Annotated in this window: 16 protein-coding genes; 4 read left to right on the forward strand and 12 right to left on the reverse strand. The window is 50.3% G+C overall.

Features of this window, described 5'->3' with window-relative positions:
- Nucleotides 1-196 precede the first annotated feature (196 nt).
- Nucleotides 197-778, reverse strand: a complete 582-nt coding sequence (locus tag ACTJJ1_RS21340; protein WP_440835185.1) for a hypothetical protein — start codon at nt 776-778, stop codon at nt 197-199.
- Between the two features lie 576 nt (nt 779-1,354).
- Here ACTJJ1_RS21340 and ACTJJ1_RS21345 point away from each other — a divergent pair.
- The 3 genes from ACTJJ1_RS21345 to ACTJJ1_RS21355 are packed head-to-tail and all read left to right on the forward strand — an operon-like array spanning nt 1,355 to nt 2,405.
- Nucleotides 1,355-1,666, forward strand: coding sequence for a transposase (locus ACTJJ1_RS21345; protein ID WP_440835187.1), 312 nt, complete (start codon nt 1,355-1,357; stop codon nt 1,664-1,666).
- Nucleotides 1,667-1,696: 30 nt separating this feature from the next.
- Entirely contained in the window at nt 1,697-2,320 is a 624-nt protein-coding gene (locus ACTJJ1_RS21350) for an IS3 family transposase (protein ID WP_440835189.1), read from the forward strand.
- Nucleotides 2,268-2,405 carry an IS3 family transposase gene (locus tag ACTJJ1_RS21355; RefSeq protein WP_080653258.1) on the forward strand — a complete coding sequence of 46 codons (138 nt, stop codon included), beginning with the start codon at nt 2,268-2,270 and terminating at the stop codon, nt 2,403-2,405. Before ACTJJ1_RS21350 ends, ACTJJ1_RS21355 begins: the two co-directional genes overlap by 53 nt.
- A gap of 490 nt (nt 2,406-2,895) precedes the next feature.
- Here the strand turns inward: ACTJJ1_RS21355 and ACTJJ1_RS21360 are convergent, their stop codons facing one another.
- The 11 genes from ACTJJ1_RS21360 to ACTJJ1_RS21410 all read right to left on the reverse strand — a co-directional run bounded on the left by ACTJJ1_RS21360 (nt 2,896) and on the right by ACTJJ1_RS21410 (nt 13,455).
- Nucleotides 2,896-3,477 carry a helix-turn-helix transcriptional regulator gene (locus ACTJJ1_RS21360; RefSeq protein ID WP_440835192.1) on the reverse strand — a complete coding sequence of 194 codons (582 nt, stop codon included), beginning with the start codon at nt 3,475-3,477 and terminating at the stop codon, nt 2,896-2,898.
- 33 nt (nt 3,478-3,510) lie between these two features.
- Nucleotides 3,511-5,238 carry a Wzy polymerase domain-containing protein gene (locus ACTJJ1_RS21365; protein ID WP_440835241.1) on the reverse strand — a complete coding sequence of 576 codons (1,728 nt, stop codon included), beginning with the start codon at nt 5,236-5,238 and terminating at the stop codon, nt 3,511-3,513.
- A 329-nt stretch (nt 5,239-5,567) separates the two neighbouring features.
- A complete protein-coding gene (locus tag ACTJJ1_RS21370; RefSeq protein WP_440835194.1) occupies nt 5,568-6,392 on the reverse strand; it encodes a hypothetical protein in 825 nt (274 codons plus the stop codon).
- Between the two features lie 253 nt (nt 6,393-6,645).
- Nucleotides 6,646-7,182 (reverse strand): fimbrial protein, encoded by a 537-nt coding sequence (locus ACTJJ1_RS21375; RefSeq protein WP_421414446.1) that lies wholly within the window; start codon nt 7,180-7,182, stop codon nt 6,646-6,648.
- Nucleotides 7,183-7,190: 8 nt separating this feature from the next.
- A complete protein-coding gene (locus ACTJJ1_RS21380) occupies nt 7,191-7,682 on the reverse strand; it encodes a fimbrial protein (protein WP_440835196.1) in 492 nt (163 codons plus the stop codon).
- Nucleotides 7,679-8,200: a fimbrial protein gene (locus ACTJJ1_RS21385; protein WP_440835243.1), complete on the reverse strand. Its 522-nt coding sequence runs from the start codon at nt 8,198-8,200 to the stop codon at nt 7,679-7,681. Before ACTJJ1_RS21385 ends, ACTJJ1_RS21380 begins: the two co-directional genes overlap by 4 nt.
- 13 nt (nt 8,201-8,213) lie before the next feature.
- Nucleotides 8,214-8,861 (reverse strand): fimbrial protein, encoded by a 648-nt coding sequence (locus tag ACTJJ1_RS21390; protein WP_440835198.1) that lies wholly within the window; start codon nt 8,859-8,861, stop codon nt 8,214-8,216.
- A 36-nt stretch (nt 8,862-8,897) separates the two neighbouring features.
- Nucleotides 8,898-9,662, reverse strand: coding sequence for a fimbria/pilus periplasmic chaperone (locus tag ACTJJ1_RS21395; RefSeq protein WP_004951614.1), 765 nt, complete (start codon nt 9,660-9,662; stop codon nt 8,898-8,900).
- A gap of 39 nt (nt 9,663-9,701) precedes the next feature.
- Nucleotides 9,702-12,233 (reverse strand): outer membrane usher protein, encoded by a 2,532-nt coding sequence (locus ACTJJ1_RS21400; RefSeq protein ID WP_440835200.1) that lies wholly within the window; start codon nt 12,231-12,233, stop codon nt 9,702-9,704.
- A gap of 37 nt (nt 12,234-12,270) precedes the next feature.
- Nucleotides 12,271-12,816 (reverse strand): fimbrial protein, encoded by a 546-nt coding sequence (locus tag ACTJJ1_RS21405; RefSeq protein WP_440835244.1) that lies wholly within the window; start codon nt 12,814-12,816, stop codon nt 12,271-12,273.
- Nucleotides 12,817-12,903: 87 nt separating this feature from the next.
- Nucleotides 12,904-13,455: a fimbrial protein gene (locus ACTJJ1_RS21410; RefSeq protein ID WP_440835202.1), complete on the reverse strand. Its 552-nt coding sequence runs from the start codon at nt 13,453-13,455 to the stop codon at nt 12,904-12,906.
- Nucleotides 13,456-13,877: 422 nt separating this feature from the next.
- On the opposite strand from ACTJJ1_RS21410, the gene ACTJJ1_RS21415 reads away from it, so the two are divergent.
- Nucleotides 13,878-14,645, forward strand: a complete 768-nt coding sequence (locus tag ACTJJ1_RS21415) for a winged helix-turn-helix domain-containing protein (RefSeq protein WP_440835203.1) — start codon at nt 13,878-13,880, stop codon at nt 14,643-14,645.
- Nucleotides 14,646-14,715 lie beyond the last annotated feature (70 nt).

The raw sequence follows: 14,715 nt of genomic DNA on the forward strand, positions 1-14,715 counted from the left end.
TCAGGCACCTATTCCCAGAGAGGATCTTGAATACACCAGCCGGCAAACTTTCTGTTTAACCACGTGTCAAGCCCCAGCCTGACGGCAGGAGGGCTCCGAAGGGACACAAACGGAACCACCACGTTTACTGGCTGCTGAAACTGAATTTTCGCCGTACGTCATTGTAGATAGCAATATGACTTAACTCCCTGTTCACCTAGGAAACAATCAAGTATACAATTGGTGCCGTATTTAAAAATACGCCCCAGGTAACGCTCGACTTAGCCATGACTTTAGCCAGTATGAAGTTATTTATTTTATTCTCTATATTATTTTCTTTTAAATGATTCAGAATGACCTTGTAATTAAAATTATGTAGAACAACCACACTAACCAAACCCGCGGGTAACAAACGCAATAAACGCTCCCTCTCCACAGGATTATGCACCGTCAAGAATGCGACTAAATCCTTATAACCAACACCATTGAGAATGCTTTTCATTAATCCATCAGGTAATTTTAATGATATCTCTTTTCGCAGTTCCATTTCAATCAGGGTCCACAATGCTCTTTTTGCATCGTGCCCCTTTATCTCCATGAGGGTTGTTACCATGTTATTTGCTGTCAATCCAGAAAGGCATTGTTTTATGCTCGATTTGTTCGCTTCCCATACAGGGCCGGTACAGGTTGAAACATAAGGAGAGTAGCCAAGTATATCCTTAACCAATTCATAGTTATGCGACAAGATTTCAGATAACTCTTTTCTATCGGCACTGTCCATTCTTGCTTTAAAAGCCATAACTCCCCTCGGATTTTATTGTCGCTATTGAGCGCGCCATTTTATCAATACAATCGTATTGATAAAGGAATAGTTATGAAATTTACAAAAGAAAAGAAAACAATAGAGAGCCCTACAAACCCCTCTGCACCCTGATCACTTTCGCTTAAGTCGTCATAATCTCCTTCCAAGCCACAGAAAGACAAAGACCCTCGCTATAAAAATGACAATAGCCTCCCCTAAACTGCGCACAGCTTTTCTTGTCAACTTATATTCATCTGGTCTGGCAACAAGAGAGGGTTTACTATTTTTGAAATTTAAAATCGAGGTGATAACTGAGACAACCTCATATGAAATCTCGCCTATTTCATTGAACCTACTGACATATATTTACTAAAAAATACATAGTTACATTCTATTTTTAATATCAATTACCGAAAACATATTGCAATACGATTATCTGCCTGTCCATTTCACAATGGGCGATTCACTCTACTTATTTAAGAGGATAACGATAAATGGAACTTACATTCTGTTCTGGCCTAATAATCGGTGACATCGACTTAAGAGGATATAATCCTTGAAACGGAGGTGCCTATGGCCAGAACTACACGCAAAAATTACAGCAAAGAATTCAAGATCGAAGCCGCCAAACTTGTTTGTGAACAAGGGCTTTCATGTGTCGAAGTTGCCCGTCAGCTCAACGTCTCCGATCAGAATATCAGTCGCTGGGTTACTGCTTATGAGCAATCCCTGCAAACTGAGCTGTCGGGAGAAAGACCTCGCAGCGAACTTGAAGCCGAATTGCTCCGCCTGCGTGCTGAAAATGAAGAACTCAGGCAGCAGAAGGAGATTCTACAACAGCCTTCTTTGCAAAAGAGCAGCGCTGAGGTTCGCTTTCATCGATGAGCAGCGCCTATTCTGGTCGGTAGCGCTGCTTTGTCGAACCCTGGCGGTGAACCGCAACGGGTTTTATCGCTGGCTTCAGGCAAAGCATCGTCCTGCGACATCATCAAATGCCGAGCGGAATGCCCATGCTTTAACCTCGGACGATATGCGACCCGTAGCCTGATGAAAAAGCTGGGGTTATCGGGACATCAGCGCCGACGCAAGTATGTATATACTCGCAATATTAGTGCTGCAATGCCTAACCATCTCGGTCGGGAATTTAGCGTTGAGGCACCGAATAAAAAATGGGTGACTGACATTACCTATATCCCGACACGTCAGGGCTGGTGCTATCTGGCAGCCGTTATCGATCTTTACTCGCGTCAAGTCGTGGGTTGGGATGTAGCGAAAACAATGACGGCTGAGTTAGCTCTGAGGGCATTACGCCTGGCAAGGCTGTTGCGAAAACCGAAAGACAGCGTGTTGGTTCACTCAGATCAGGGCAGCCAATATACCAGTGGTGAGTGGCGTAATTATGCTGCAAGTAATGGCGTAGAACTCAGCCAAAGCCGGCGAGGAAATTGTTATGGAGCGTTTTTTTGGCAGTCTGAAATCAGAGTGGGTGAAAGAGCGTTGCTATCAAGATGCGGAAAGTGCAAAGCGGGACATCAGTAAATACGTCATTGAATACTACAATATGTGGCGACCTCATACCCATCTTGGTGGTCTTTCACCAAACGAATATGAAGTCGCCGCTTAATGGGGTGTCAACTTTCACTAGACCAGAACAATACGTGCATTTTACCCCGCGTCCATCACCAAAAGGCGGCACATATGGGTTGCTCACCGTTCCTCTTGGCGCTATGGACATCGATTGTAATGTTTCTGTGTGCTTCACCCAGGTTATATTTACATCAACTGTGCCATTCGCGAAAAATGGCGATGAAAACAACAGGCACAAAGCAGCAGTGAGGCTAACCTCTCCATGCCTGCATTTCACAACGCCTTGGAAAATGATATTGAACGTTTCATATAAGAAACCCGGGTAATTCATTACAGAAATAAGTGATTTTTATTAACCTGCTAAATTTTCAAAAAAAATAGCACGAAAAATAAAGCCTCACCGTCTTACGTTCATTTTCTTCATAATCTGCTTTTTCTTCACCAAAGAGAAATGTTTATAAAATGAAAAAATACTTAACCCTACACAAAAAAACAGCATAAAAAACAACATAAAATCCCTTTTAAATTCAAGTCTTCAATAACCAACTAAAAAGATCATTTCTTCTCTTTAAGTTAAGCTTACGCATAACAGACCGTTTGTATGTATGAACGGTTTTCACACTCAAATGCATATACTTTGCCGTTTGCGTTTGATTAACCCCTAGCCGGAGATAAGAGACAACCTCTTTCTCTCTGCCGCTGAGCCTTCTGCTTAAGCAAAAATAACAGGGTGCCGCCGCCGCACTGGTTACATTCATTCGCCAAAGTTTGTCATCCAACAGATGAAACAAAGCCTCAAGACCGGCATGACAATCTAAAACCCCCAACTCACGAGAACAGGCTTTCTCCCTCGTCGTTTGGGCAGGTTTTATTTTACGGATAGAGATATACAAAGGGGAAACGCCCGTCTCTTGTATATCCCTGTCACAATAGGCCACATTGCCTGATTCAGGCTGTGTAATAAAAACCAGATCGGCGGATACATTATTTTTTGGTTTTTCTAAAAACTCAACGGTTCTTCCATTTAGGGTAAAGTATTCTGATATGGCATACTTCAACCCTTCAGCAAAAAAGAGATTAGTCTCTATGATTGATATTTTTACTGTCATGACTATGTGCCTCCTTTTAAATTACGCTCCTGTTTACATAAACCGCGGATCATCAGGGAAAAATGCTATCGCTTCCCGCCGTAGCCTCTTAGCCTGCGTACTGTTCCCCTGATGTTTCAATATCAAATACAAACTGGCGTACACATTTCTATCTATTCGTTTTTTCAAATAGCCGTTGGCCCAGTTCGCGTAGCCGGATAGCAATGCCTCATCCTGCGTTTGGTTGAATAACAGCAATGCGTAGACCTGTTGATCAAACTCCCGACGCTCACTCTGTACCCAGTTGGCGACAGGCGGCATGGCGGCTACCTCACGCATATCCATAAATTTATTCTGTTCTGCACGCGTAAGGGTGATACCCCCTAGCAATCCGACCAGCATCACCAACAGCGTGATCAGGGAGACTATCGGCAACAGAATGACCAAGGTTTTCCGCCCAACGCCGGTTAATGCGCCACGCTCACTGGCGGGGGTAACCAGACGATCCAACATCGCCAGCAACAGCAGGCAAACGGCCCAATGCAGCGCTGATAAATAAAACGGGTACTCCGTCTGGGTATGCAAGGCAATCGGCAGCAAGACAAAACAGAGTGCCAGCGCCTCTCCCTGATTGGCCGATCCCGCTTTGTTTACGCGCGCCTCGTAGCGCCAGAGCCGCCGCAATAACAGTGAGCCGCCGATGAGCAACACACCCACTCCAGCTAACGCGATCACGCCCCCTTCCAGCCACCACAACAGCAGCTCATTATGGGGATGACTGGCAATCTCGGTGATAATCGTTGGCGGCGTTTGAGTGATGCGAAAATGCATAAAGCTGTACTCAAATCCACCGTATCCCCAACCTGACCAAGGTTTCTCCGTGATCATGGTCAGCGTATCGCGCAGCATGGTGTAGCGCGCCTGATTGGAGTGACTATGGCTGACATAGGCGAAGCCCGCATCCCCAGCCCATCCCGACGTCATAATCGCGCCCCCTAACAAGGCGCCGATAAGTATCAGGCCTATCGCGGCCGCACAGCGTCCCGGCAATTTTCGGCCATAGGCACCGCAAAATAGCAACGCTACCAACAACCCACCTAACCAACCAACACGCGACTGTATCCAGACCAACAGCGCTGAGAACAGCACCAGTAACATGGCCAATGTTCGCTGGCGCCAGCGTTCATGCCAGGCCTGAGCCAGGGCAAAACAGGGCAGCAGAAACAGCATCAGGGCCAGCGCCACACCGGTAGCGATAAAACTGGCCAGCACGTTGGCCTGTTGAAAAACGCCATAAACCCGGCCGCCTTTGAAAGCCACCCAGCTCAAATCCGGGGAAAATAACTGCAACAGCGCCAGCAATGCCTGCACACTGATGGCAAGCAACAGGCCGTACAGCACCCCCAGCCGCAGGCGGGAGGATGTAGACACCTGCAGCCAGGAAAAATAGAATATCAGGCCGCCAAATAACCCAGCCAAGCGCCATGAGGCAGCTTCCAACCATTCCGGCCGGGTATACAATAAAGGAACAGCCAATAACGCCGAGGCGACAAAGAACAATTTCATCGTGGGCGTTATTATGATGCGTTGTTTGTTAAACAAGATGCTCAGCCAAATAACCAGGCTTAGCAGTGCCATCGCTCCCCAGCTAATGATATTCTGCGGCAAGGCTAAACCCATCCCACCCATATTGGGGAGATAGAGATGCATCGCTATTCCAAACCATATTAATAGCATAATATAGGGAGGGCAACGTCTAATTTTTGAACTATATAAAAGCATAATCCACCGCATTCTATTAACAGGCATTAACATAAAAATCATTGTTTAATCATGACAATATTAAATACAGAGGCAAGTTTGTGGCCTTTGAATCATATAAGATAATACGCAATCACACTCAATCAATACGATTACCTGGTTCAGAACAATCCAGCACAACAGCAATTATGTAATGAGCTTGCTGCGCTCAGTTCTGGTTTAATGCTACAAACACCTTATTATCGTGAGTAGAATGAAATATAGTTCTCGACCGATTTTTTATCTTTAGATAAAAACAGGTCAGTGGAACCTTGGCGCTAATTTATCTCCAAGAAGTGATTCAATACCTGTCAGTAATAGCTCATAAGTAGTATGGCATTGGTTTCATAGTAACCAGCATGCAGGAATGGCGCTGATACAGAAGCCGTGGTGTTAAGAGCGATAACACTGCCAACACCCACTGTTTGCGGCTTCGAGGATAGAACTTTGTTGTTAATAGAAATTGTCACGACATTTCCATCCAATTCAGGCGTATTCATTATGGCAGCACTAATTGTCGCATGACCCCCACAGTCGGCACGACCTGCCTGGCGTACTGACGGAGGAGTAGTGCCAACGAGGGGCGTCCCCAAGTCCAGAACTTGAGGTAGTATGATTTCGCACGAGGTTTGAGGCGGTGCAACTAAGCCGCAAGAGGTATCAGGAACAAGGGTTGAGATAACGGCTTTATCGACAGGTAGGATAGCGAATCCCGTGCAGAGCTTACCCCATGCGATCTCATCAGGATAATACTTGCCAACTTCGGTCCGGATCACTCGACCGGATAAACCAAACTTGGCGACATACTTATCATAGGCGTCGGTATACGAAGTACCATTGGGTACTTTAATCATATATTCAGAAAGGCCCGTATAGTTACCATTACATATACCCCCACCGTCACAATAATACCCACTCGAACTCTTACCGACACCGGCACGAAGAAGGGGACCAAAATGACACATGGCCGCAGAACATTGGACCGTTCCTGAAACATTATGAGGAGGCATGATCCCCCACTCATACGACACATAAAATTTATCCGAGATAACTACGGATTCGTATTGACCAGCCCAAGACCCCGCATAGGAATATGAGGTAAAAAAGAGAAATAGTGCCAGAATTCGATGTCCCATAATATTCCCATTGGTTATAAGATAAAATAACAGCTAATAATCCAACAAAGTATTCACCTTGCACCCTTCGAATAATTGCTTATCTAGCACCCATCAGTTTTAATAAGCAAGCAGTCAATGCTCTGCTTCTATCTTCGGCGCTTAACGACGTTGAACTTGTGCATAACCCAAATGAATTCCAAACCTTATTAAATACTGTTTAATGAAAAATATAGGCTTCGCCTTAATACTAAGCCTACTCATGTTTATTCGGTTATTCATATTCCAGGCTAAAAGTGGTAATGGCAGTAAAGGTTCCGCGGCCAATAGACTTATTGCTTATCGCTTCCGGCTCACCACGCACATAGGCCAGCAAATTAATCACGTTGTTGCCGTCGGTCAGCGTATAAGTGCCGGTCTTTCGATTCAGGGGCAAGGGCTGCCCTTGTGGGTTTTCCATACCGATAGCCACGCCGTTCGCTTGACTACTGCCATCCAGCGCCAGCAGGCCGGGGAGCTTACTATTCTCCGTACCATTGAAAGTAATCCTGAGCGTTTTTCCCAGGGTGATGTCGCAATCAATCAAATGCAGTTGAAATGCCTTGCTATTAGTGCGGCCATTAAGATACAGGTATTTGTCTATCGTCGTACCAAAATCCAACTGCACGTTTTCATCCCCCGGAGATAAGGTGCAAGGCTCTGCAACCAGGGCACCGTGCAGTTTCAGATTATTGCTTGCCGCAGCCACAGGCGGCACACTCGCCGCAAATAACCAACCGACCAACAGGCAGATGTACAAGCTATTCGACATAAATCCTCCTATTGGTAATCCGCCAGCAGCGTGGCGGCCACCTCAAATAATCCTTCAGACAATGTACCCCCCCCTTTTTTTACCGGCACCGCCTGTAAACGCGGCGGATTCTGAGGGTCTATAGCAATGCGCTGATTGACCTGCAACGGTTGACCATTTTGCAACAGCCGGATACCCAAATCAGCCACGTTGGTTTGCAATGCCGCACCGTCAAAAACTGTCGGTGGCCCCACCACCCTTAACCCCAACTCCAGCGTGGTCGCCCCCGGCTGGCAGGTGATACGATAATTAATGGGCTGTAAATAATTGACGCCATCTACCTTGCTCACCCCGACACGATCGCCAAAGTCGACGTCGATGGTTTGCCCTTCATTGATCTCACAAGACGGGGCCTGAACTAACCGCCCGCTGAAGAACATATCTGCCGCCTGAGTGGGTAACGACAGTGGCAGAGTCAACATTGCGCCCAGCAAGGCGGCTATAGCGTATTTCGAATTCACTGATAATCCACCTTCAACGTCGCGCCGGCGAAAAAAACACCCGTTGGCAAGTTTGCGCCCGCTTTTTTCACGGGCACCGCCTGCAGCACTGGCCGCGTCGGGTAAGTAAAGTTCAACCATTGGTTGAGCCGAAGCGGCTGGCCATTCTGTTTCAGCGCAATCCCCAGATCTGTTTTAACGGTTTGTAGGACGTCGCTGTCAAATCCCGCGCCAGTGCCTTCAATCATCATCTTCATGGCATTTTTGCTTGGGCCTTTACACTCAAGGGTGTAATCGATCGTCGTCAGGTAGTTACTGCCATCAATTCGTGAGATCACCACATTCTGGCCAAAATCCACCTGAATGGTCTGATCACCATTAATCACACAGGGAGGCGGCGCCATAACAGTGACGGAAATATTAATGTTGGTGAGAGCATCGCTACTGGTACTGAACACCGCTGCCGAAAGCATTAGCACAGAAACCAGCGCCTGTTTCGCCCCCACAAATCGGTTCTCTGTCCGCTTTAAGATGCGCATCGCTTGTTCCTTATCAGTCATAACTCAACCGAAAATCCACCGAAGCCGAATAGGTGCCCGCCACCAGCGGCGCGCGGGTGCGTTCCGGTGCCACGCTGTATGCCAGCGTGTTCTGCCCCGGCGTCAACAGCAACGGTTGCCCGCGGCTGCCCAGCCGCACGTCCTGCCCCAGCGGATCAGTCATTCGCAATGCCAGCCCGGAGACGCCCCGCGCCTTCACCAATTGCGGGTTGTCCGCGTCCGCCGGGGCGCTGAAGCTCACCGTTACCGCCGGCTGATGCGCCGCCCAGGTTAGTGCTCCGGTGCGGCTGTCGCGGCTGGCCGCCGGGCTGCGCAGGCAATCCTGCAAACTCAGCTCAAAACCCACCGGCGTGCCCCGGTCCCCGACGTTTTGCAGCCGGCCGGTGCCCGTCTCGCCCAGTTGAATATCCTGGCGTGCACTGCTCATCTCCAGCCGGCAGGCGCTTTCGGTCAATGCGCCGCGTACCTGCAACATGCCATACCCGTTATCCACCGCCTGCCCGTGCGCATTCGGCAGCAACAGCAGCAGGGTGCCGAGCGTGATCGGCGCCATCAGCGCCAGTGCACCCAGGGTGCCGTAGTACTGCCAGTCGCGGTAACCCGGCAGGTGTTGACTCAGTGTCTTGCTTATCCGTTGCATCGTCTTATCTCCTGTTCACCTGCCCCGACTACGGCCTTATGACTTGTTCTTTTCCGGCACCACCTGGCACGTGCTGCCGCTGCAGTTAAAGGTCAGCTGCGGGCGACCGCCGTAGTCGTTGATGTAGGTCAGTACCGGCGTTCCACCCAACGCAGCCGCGCTGACGCCCAATGACATATTCCCCTTCGGCGGCACCATCAGCGGTTCAAAACCTTTCACCCCTTCCACGCCTTTCTTGCTGCCGGCATCCACCAGCGTGATGTAGTACGGCGTCGGGTTATTCACCTGATATTTATCGCCCTGCTTGCTCAGCGTCAGCTTTTCCTGCCACGGTGTGGCCATCTCCGCCTGGGTCGGGGTGATCGCCGCCGGGCGGTAGAACAGCTTGATGCGCGTCTGCAGCGCTATCTGTAGGGTGTTCGGCTTGTCGCTCTTCGGTGGGATCTCGCGCAGGTTGAAGTAATACAGCGTCTCGCGGTCCTGCGGCAGCTGTTTGGCCGCCGGCAGTGCCTGGATTTTCACCTGGCTCGGTTTGCCCGGCTCAACGCGCTGCACCGGCGGCAATACCACCAGAGGAGTCTGGATTTTGTTGCCCTGTTCGTCTTCCAGCCAGGCCTGCGCCAGGTACGGCAACTGTTTGTTCTGGTTGCTGATGTTCAGGCTCACCGAGTTCTGGCCTCCGTCAAAAATCACTCGGGTACGGTCCAGCGCGATCGCCGCCTGTGCCTGCGGGGCCAGCAATGCACCCAACAGGGCGGCGGTGGTCAGGCAGTGTTTGTTGATGACAAAATGCGTTTTCATAAGAAGTCTCTCTTGCTGATTCAAATAGGGTGTCTGCACTTACTGCGCGTCTGCCTCTGCCGCCGGCAATGCCTGGCACGGCAACAGCAGGTTGCTCAGCGTGCTGTCCGGCAGCGTCTTCGGCAGGCTGATGGCGCACTGCGCCGCGCCGTTCCAGTGCACCGTCATGCGGTCACCGGCCTGAATGCCGCTCAGGTAGACGCTGCCGCCGTCGTTCACTATCCCTGTATCCTGCTTGTTGGCGTTCATCACCGTGGCACCGAACGGCGGGGTGCTGCCATCCGCCAGGGTGATCACTGCCATCGCCTTCTCCCCGGCGATCACGTCAAATTTCCGATAACCGATCGCGCCCTCGGTCAGGGTGGCCTGCACCACCGATTTGGTGGCCTCCGCGTTGTCACCCAGCTTGTTCAAATCAATGCTGGCCTGGTTGCGGTAGTAGCTGTTGACGTCCGCCACCACCGCCTTGCCAAACCTGTTGGTGTCGCTGGTGCTACCGTAGCCGCGTACCGGTACCCCGGCCACGCCGCCGGTATCCAGCAGCAGGCGGGTGCTGCCCGGCATGCCGATACGGTGCAATGCGCCGCCTTGCGGCGTTACTGTGGCGCCGCCCTGGGCGGAGAAGCCCAGCGCGCTGTAGCTGCCTTCCTGGTAACTGGCGTTGACGCTCAACCGGGCAATATCTCCCTCGTGGTTGTAGTAACCGCTCAGGTTGGCGCCGCCGCGTGAGTGGCCCGCGCTCAACTGGTAGTTGTCGTGCTCGTCAATCCGGTCGTAAATTCCCACCCGGTGGCTGGTGTCGTTACGGTTCACCGAGGTGTTGTAACTGACGTTGGCACCGTTACCCCACGGCATCGACAGCGACAGGTACATGCCATCGTCGTTGCTGCCGTTGTATTTATTGCGATAACCGGACAATGACAGGCTCAGGTTCTTGAACCGGCCTATGTCGAAGTAACGCGACAGCGTCAGGTTGTAACGGTCATTCACCGGCCGATCCCAGTAAGTCTGGTGGTCGTAGTTCAGGTACAAACTGACCCCCGCATCGCGGAACTGCTGGTTGAAGGTGATGGTGTACATCTCCTTGTTGTTACCCGTTCGGCGGCCCTCATAGCGGGCATCCAGGTACTCGCTCATGCTCATGAAGTCCTGCTCCGAGAAGCGGTAGCCGGCAAAGGTCACCTGGCTGTCCAGCTTGTCAAAGCTCTTCGAATAGCTCAGGCGGTATGAGCCGCCGCTCAGCGTGCCACCCTGCTGCGGCAAACGCGCCCGCGATTGGGTGGCGTCAAACGACAACGCCCCCAGCGCCATCAGGTCGCGGCCGATACCCAATGAGGCCGCGTTGTAATCGCCGCCGCCCAGCGCGCCGCCATACAGCGACCAACCGTTGCTCACCCCCCAGGAAAACTCCCCGGTGCCGAATAACGGGCCGTTGGTACGGTGCTGCCAGTCCGAAGGTCGCCCCGCCGCCGCTTTGAAACGCACCGAACCAGGGCGCGTCAGATAAGGAATGCTGGCGGTGTTCATCTTGAATGCCTGCACGCTGCCGTCCTGCTCTTCCACCCGCACGTCCAGCTCGCCGGACACCGCTTCGCTGATGTCCTGAATGCGGAACGGCCCCGCCGCCACCTGGGTCTCGTAAATCACCCGCCCCTGCTGGCTGACGGTGACCTTGGCGTTGGTCTTCGCCACCCCCACCACTTCCGGCGCATAACCACGCAGGTTCGGCGGCAGCATATTGTCGTCCGACACCAGGCTGGCACCGGTGAAGCGGAAGCTGTCGAACATACCGGAGTTGAGGTAACCCTCCCCCAGCGTCAGCTTTGACCGCAGCGCCGGCAGCGCGCGGTAGAGGTAGTAACGGCTCCAGTCCAGTTGCTGATCGGTTCCCCGTCCGCTGGTCTGGTGATTGAGCTGCCCCTGCCAGTCTGCCCGCAGCCGCCAGGCCCCCAGGTTGGCGCCGGTGGTGCCGTTGCCGCTCAGGCTAGAGCGCTGTGAGCCGTCGCGTTGCTGGCGCTGGGTCTGGCCATTGAGGTTGTAATCAAACAACAGCCCCGAAATACCCTCATCCCAACGCGATGGCGGATCCCAGTCCGGCGATGAATATTCCAGATAGGCCTGCGGAATACTCAGGTACAGCGCCGCAGTCGCCAGGTCACCACGGGCTTCCATGCCCTTCAGGCTGGCGATATCCAGACATTGGTCCTGGTGCCACCAGCGCAGCCCTTTCAGTGCGTCGGCCTTCAGCCCCAGTTGCTCCACCAGCGCCGGTGAAAGACAGGCCTGGCTGCCTTTCGGATCATCGTCCGGCGGATAAAAAGGGACGTTCTGCTCCGGCAACTCATTTTTATTGATGTGCACCGTCAGGCTGTAGGTGCCCGGCATCATGTAACCGCTGCGGGAGAACTGGCTCAGGTCGATATTTTTCCGGTCATTCACATCCAGCACGTCGGTATTGAACTGTATGCCGTCATCGGCATAGCCCAACGGCACCGCAGAACTTATCGCCAGACAAATACAGGCTCTTAATAACCGAATACGGAACCGCGTCCCTGCAGGAAAAAACACCATAGCCATCTACCCTGTTATTTAATGATTTTTATCCGCATCAGTAATAATCCAGCTTGAAGCGTACGGCGGTGGAATAAGCCCCTGCCCGTAATGACTGGTTATTGCTTACCAGCCGCAGGGCATAATTCAACTGCATGGTTCCTAATGAAACATCCCCAAGCGGCAAAGGTTTTCCTGGTGTGGCAATATTTCCCTTCCCGTCGGCAATTTGCAGGGCAAAGCCCTTTGCTTCCCCCCGCACGCCAAATAATGCGCCGTCCGTCTCACCGTCAAAGGTCACCTGAAAATGCTTCCAGTCCGGTAATGTATTATTGGGCCGGGTTAATACGCAGTTGATTAACTCAATGGATAAAGGGCGTGATATTCCCTGGCCGTCACGGATAATATCGGCGACCGGCACCGTCTCCATATCAATAACCTGTTCCCGGCTGCCGGCGGCAATGGCGCAGGCAGTATCGACAATGGCCCCTTGCATATTGACGCGTCCCCAGCCCTGAGTCTGGTGGGCGGCTTGGGCACTGCTGAAGAATAACAACAGGGTCAATATGCAAGGGGGCATTACTTTCCCAGGAAAATGATTCATTGAATATTCCCTATTCACAAATGTGTTTTCCGGTAATAAAGCATGCGGGTTACCCCGCATGCTGAATTTATTTCACCACAGCCGGGCTTATTGGTAAGCCAGGGTGAAGTCAGCCACGGACTGGAATTCACCCGGGGTCACTACGGCGCCAGAGGCTTTGCTGCCCTGCAGATAAGCGGAGAAGCTCAGGGTGTTATTACCATTGCTCAGCACCTGTGCGTTAGAGGCTTTACCCAGCTCGATCAGTCTGCCTGAACCGTCGGTAATGGCGATGCCTGCGCCTTTAGCAGTACCGGTAATACCCAGCAGTTTATTGTCTTCAACTGAAGATGCGCCGGTAAAGGTAAGAGCAACAGTATTATTTTTACCTGGAGCGGTAGAAATCAGCCCACAGTTTTCCAGTTTAATCTGGAAGTTTTTCGGCGTGGACTGGCCACCGTCTTTCAGAGCAACACTAGAAACCTGGCCCAGGTTTACGGTCTGGTCTACGGATTCAGGCGTAATAGAGCAAGGCGCATCGATGATTGCACCTTTAAAGGTTACAGTGCCGTGGCCCTGATCTTTAACCGCAGCGTTAGCCATCATAGAAGTTGCGCCGAAAGCCAGTACTGCTGCCATCATGATTTTATTCAGTTTCATAAAAAACCCTTACATTCCTTTATAAGAAGAGGATATCAATAGTCAATTTTAAAGTGTGTCGAAGAGAGTAGAGAAAACCGGATGATGCCTAAGCTTTTTCTTAAAACTAACTCTATTTTCGGCCAGCTCATCGCCAGCCACTACAATGTACCCAATCCAGAACTATATTGGAACATTATAGTGTTAATGTACAAAATTACGGGATTTAATAAACAAAAATAATAAATATATATTATTTAAACCCAAAAATGACTTTTCAATTATGGATATAGACATGTTCATAAATATTCATATAGCTGATTTTAATTAATACGTGACAAAGAAGCAGATTAATCCTACATCCAACCCGGTGGGGTTATTGAAAAAAGAAATCGGTGATAGCAGAATCAAACCTCTCAAGGATAAGACGAGGTTTTACTAAAATGATTTTCGTAATAAACAAGACGATTAAATACAATGAATATGAAGGAACGCTGGAAAACATTGACGACCCAGGCAACACTATTATCCTGGTTAAGCCCGCGTGCAGACTTCTGTCGATCTTCGTAAGAAATAACGACATGCTCATAAAGCGCAAACAGTTGCTTGATGAGGTATGGGAGGATTATGGGCTTAAAGCAACGGACAGTAATCTGAACAACTATATTTCCGGCCTGAGAAAATCGCTGGCAAAGTTCGATGATGACGAACTGATAATCACCTACCCAAGGCAGGGATTTAAATTCGTCGCAAAAAAGATTACCCGGCAGGAAGTCAACACGGCAATGTTAGATCCAGATTGCATCATAGAGGTAGAAAACAAGGAAAACCTGACGACGGATGCCCCGGCAGTTGCTAATCGGCATTATTATGCTGGCCTGAGAAATATTCCGCTAAAAAAAATCGCCATTATCAGTGTTATCTTGCTGATACCCTTTTTTTTAAGCATGGCTTATAAACAGATTCCGGTCAGTAACATTACCAACCTGGGTCAATATAAGAACTGCGACATTTACTCGATAAAGTACAATGGAATGCCGCCGAAAGAGATTGAGAACATTATCGCTAAACGCTACTCCTGCGAGGATAAAGCCAACATATATTATTACTTCAACATCAAGGAAAAGGGGTTTTCAGACTATGCGTCATTGATTACTTACTGCCCGTTGGATGTCTCCGTCGCCTGCGAACTCAGTTATATAAAAAGTTAAATTCGCATAAAAACCAGAACACCTGATTGATAATGCATAAAAACACAATAAGAACGGCTGTAGAGTGATC

Source organism: Serratia sp. 22264 (assembly GCF_052045345.1).
Taxonomy (GTDB): domain Bacteria; phylum Pseudomonadota; class Gammaproteobacteria; order Enterobacterales; family Enterobacteriaceae; genus Serratia; species Serratia plymuthica.

Excerpts from the sequence above, each read along its gene's own strand:
- ACTJJ1_RS21410 (WP_440835202.1), bottom strand. The coding sequence starts at position 13,455 with ATGAAACTGAATAAAATCATGATGGCAGCAGTACTGGCTTTCGGCGCA.
- ACTJJ1_RS21340 (WP_440835185.1), bottom strand. The coding sequence starts at position 778 with ATGGCTTTTAAAGCAAGAATGGACAGTGCCGATAGAAAAGAGTTATCT.
- ACTJJ1_RS21390 (WP_440835198.1), bottom strand. The coding sequence starts at position 8,861 with ATGCAACGGATAAGCAAGACACTGAGTCAACACCTGCCGGGTTACCGC.
- ACTJJ1_RS21405 (WP_440835244.1), bottom strand. The coding sequence starts at position 12,816 with ATGAATCATTTTCCTGGGAAAGTAATGCCCCCTTGCATATTGACCCTG.
- ACTJJ1_RS21370 (WP_440835194.1), bottom strand. The coding sequence starts at position 6,392 with ATGGGACATCGAATTCTGGCACTATTTCTCTTTTTTACCTCATATTCC.
- ACTJJ1_RS21360 (WP_440835192.1), bottom strand. The coding sequence starts at position 3,477 with ATGACAGTAAAAATATCAATCATAGAGACTAATCTCTTTTTTGCTGAA.
- ACTJJ1_RS21415 (WP_440835203.1), top strand. The coding sequence starts at position 13,878 with ATGATTTTCGTAATAAACAAGACGATTAAATACAATGAATATGAAGGA.
- ACTJJ1_RS21385 (WP_440835243.1), bottom strand. The coding sequence starts at position 8,200 with ATGCGCATCTTAAAGCGGACAGAGAACCGATTTGTGGGGGCGAAACAG.
- ACTJJ1_RS21395 (WP_004951614.1), bottom strand. The coding sequence starts at position 9,662 with ATGAAAACGCATTTTGTCATCAACAAACACTGCCTGACCACCGCCGCC.
- ACTJJ1_RS21375 (WP_421414446.1), bottom strand. The coding sequence starts at position 7,182 with ATGTCGAATAGCTTGTACATCTGCCTGTTGGTCGGTTGGTTATTTGCG.
- ACTJJ1_RS21365 (WP_440835241.1), bottom strand. The coding sequence starts at position 5,238 with ATGCTTTTATATAGTTCAAAAATTAGACGTTGCCCTCCCTATATTATG.
- ACTJJ1_RS21345 (WP_440835187.1), top strand. The coding sequence starts at position 1,355 with ATGGCCAGAACTACACGCAAAAATTACAGCAAAGAATTCAAGATCGAA.
- ACTJJ1_RS21400 (WP_440835200.1), bottom strand. The coding sequence starts at position 12,233 with ATGGTGTTTTTTCCTGCAGGGACGCGGTTCCGTATTCGGTTATTAAGA.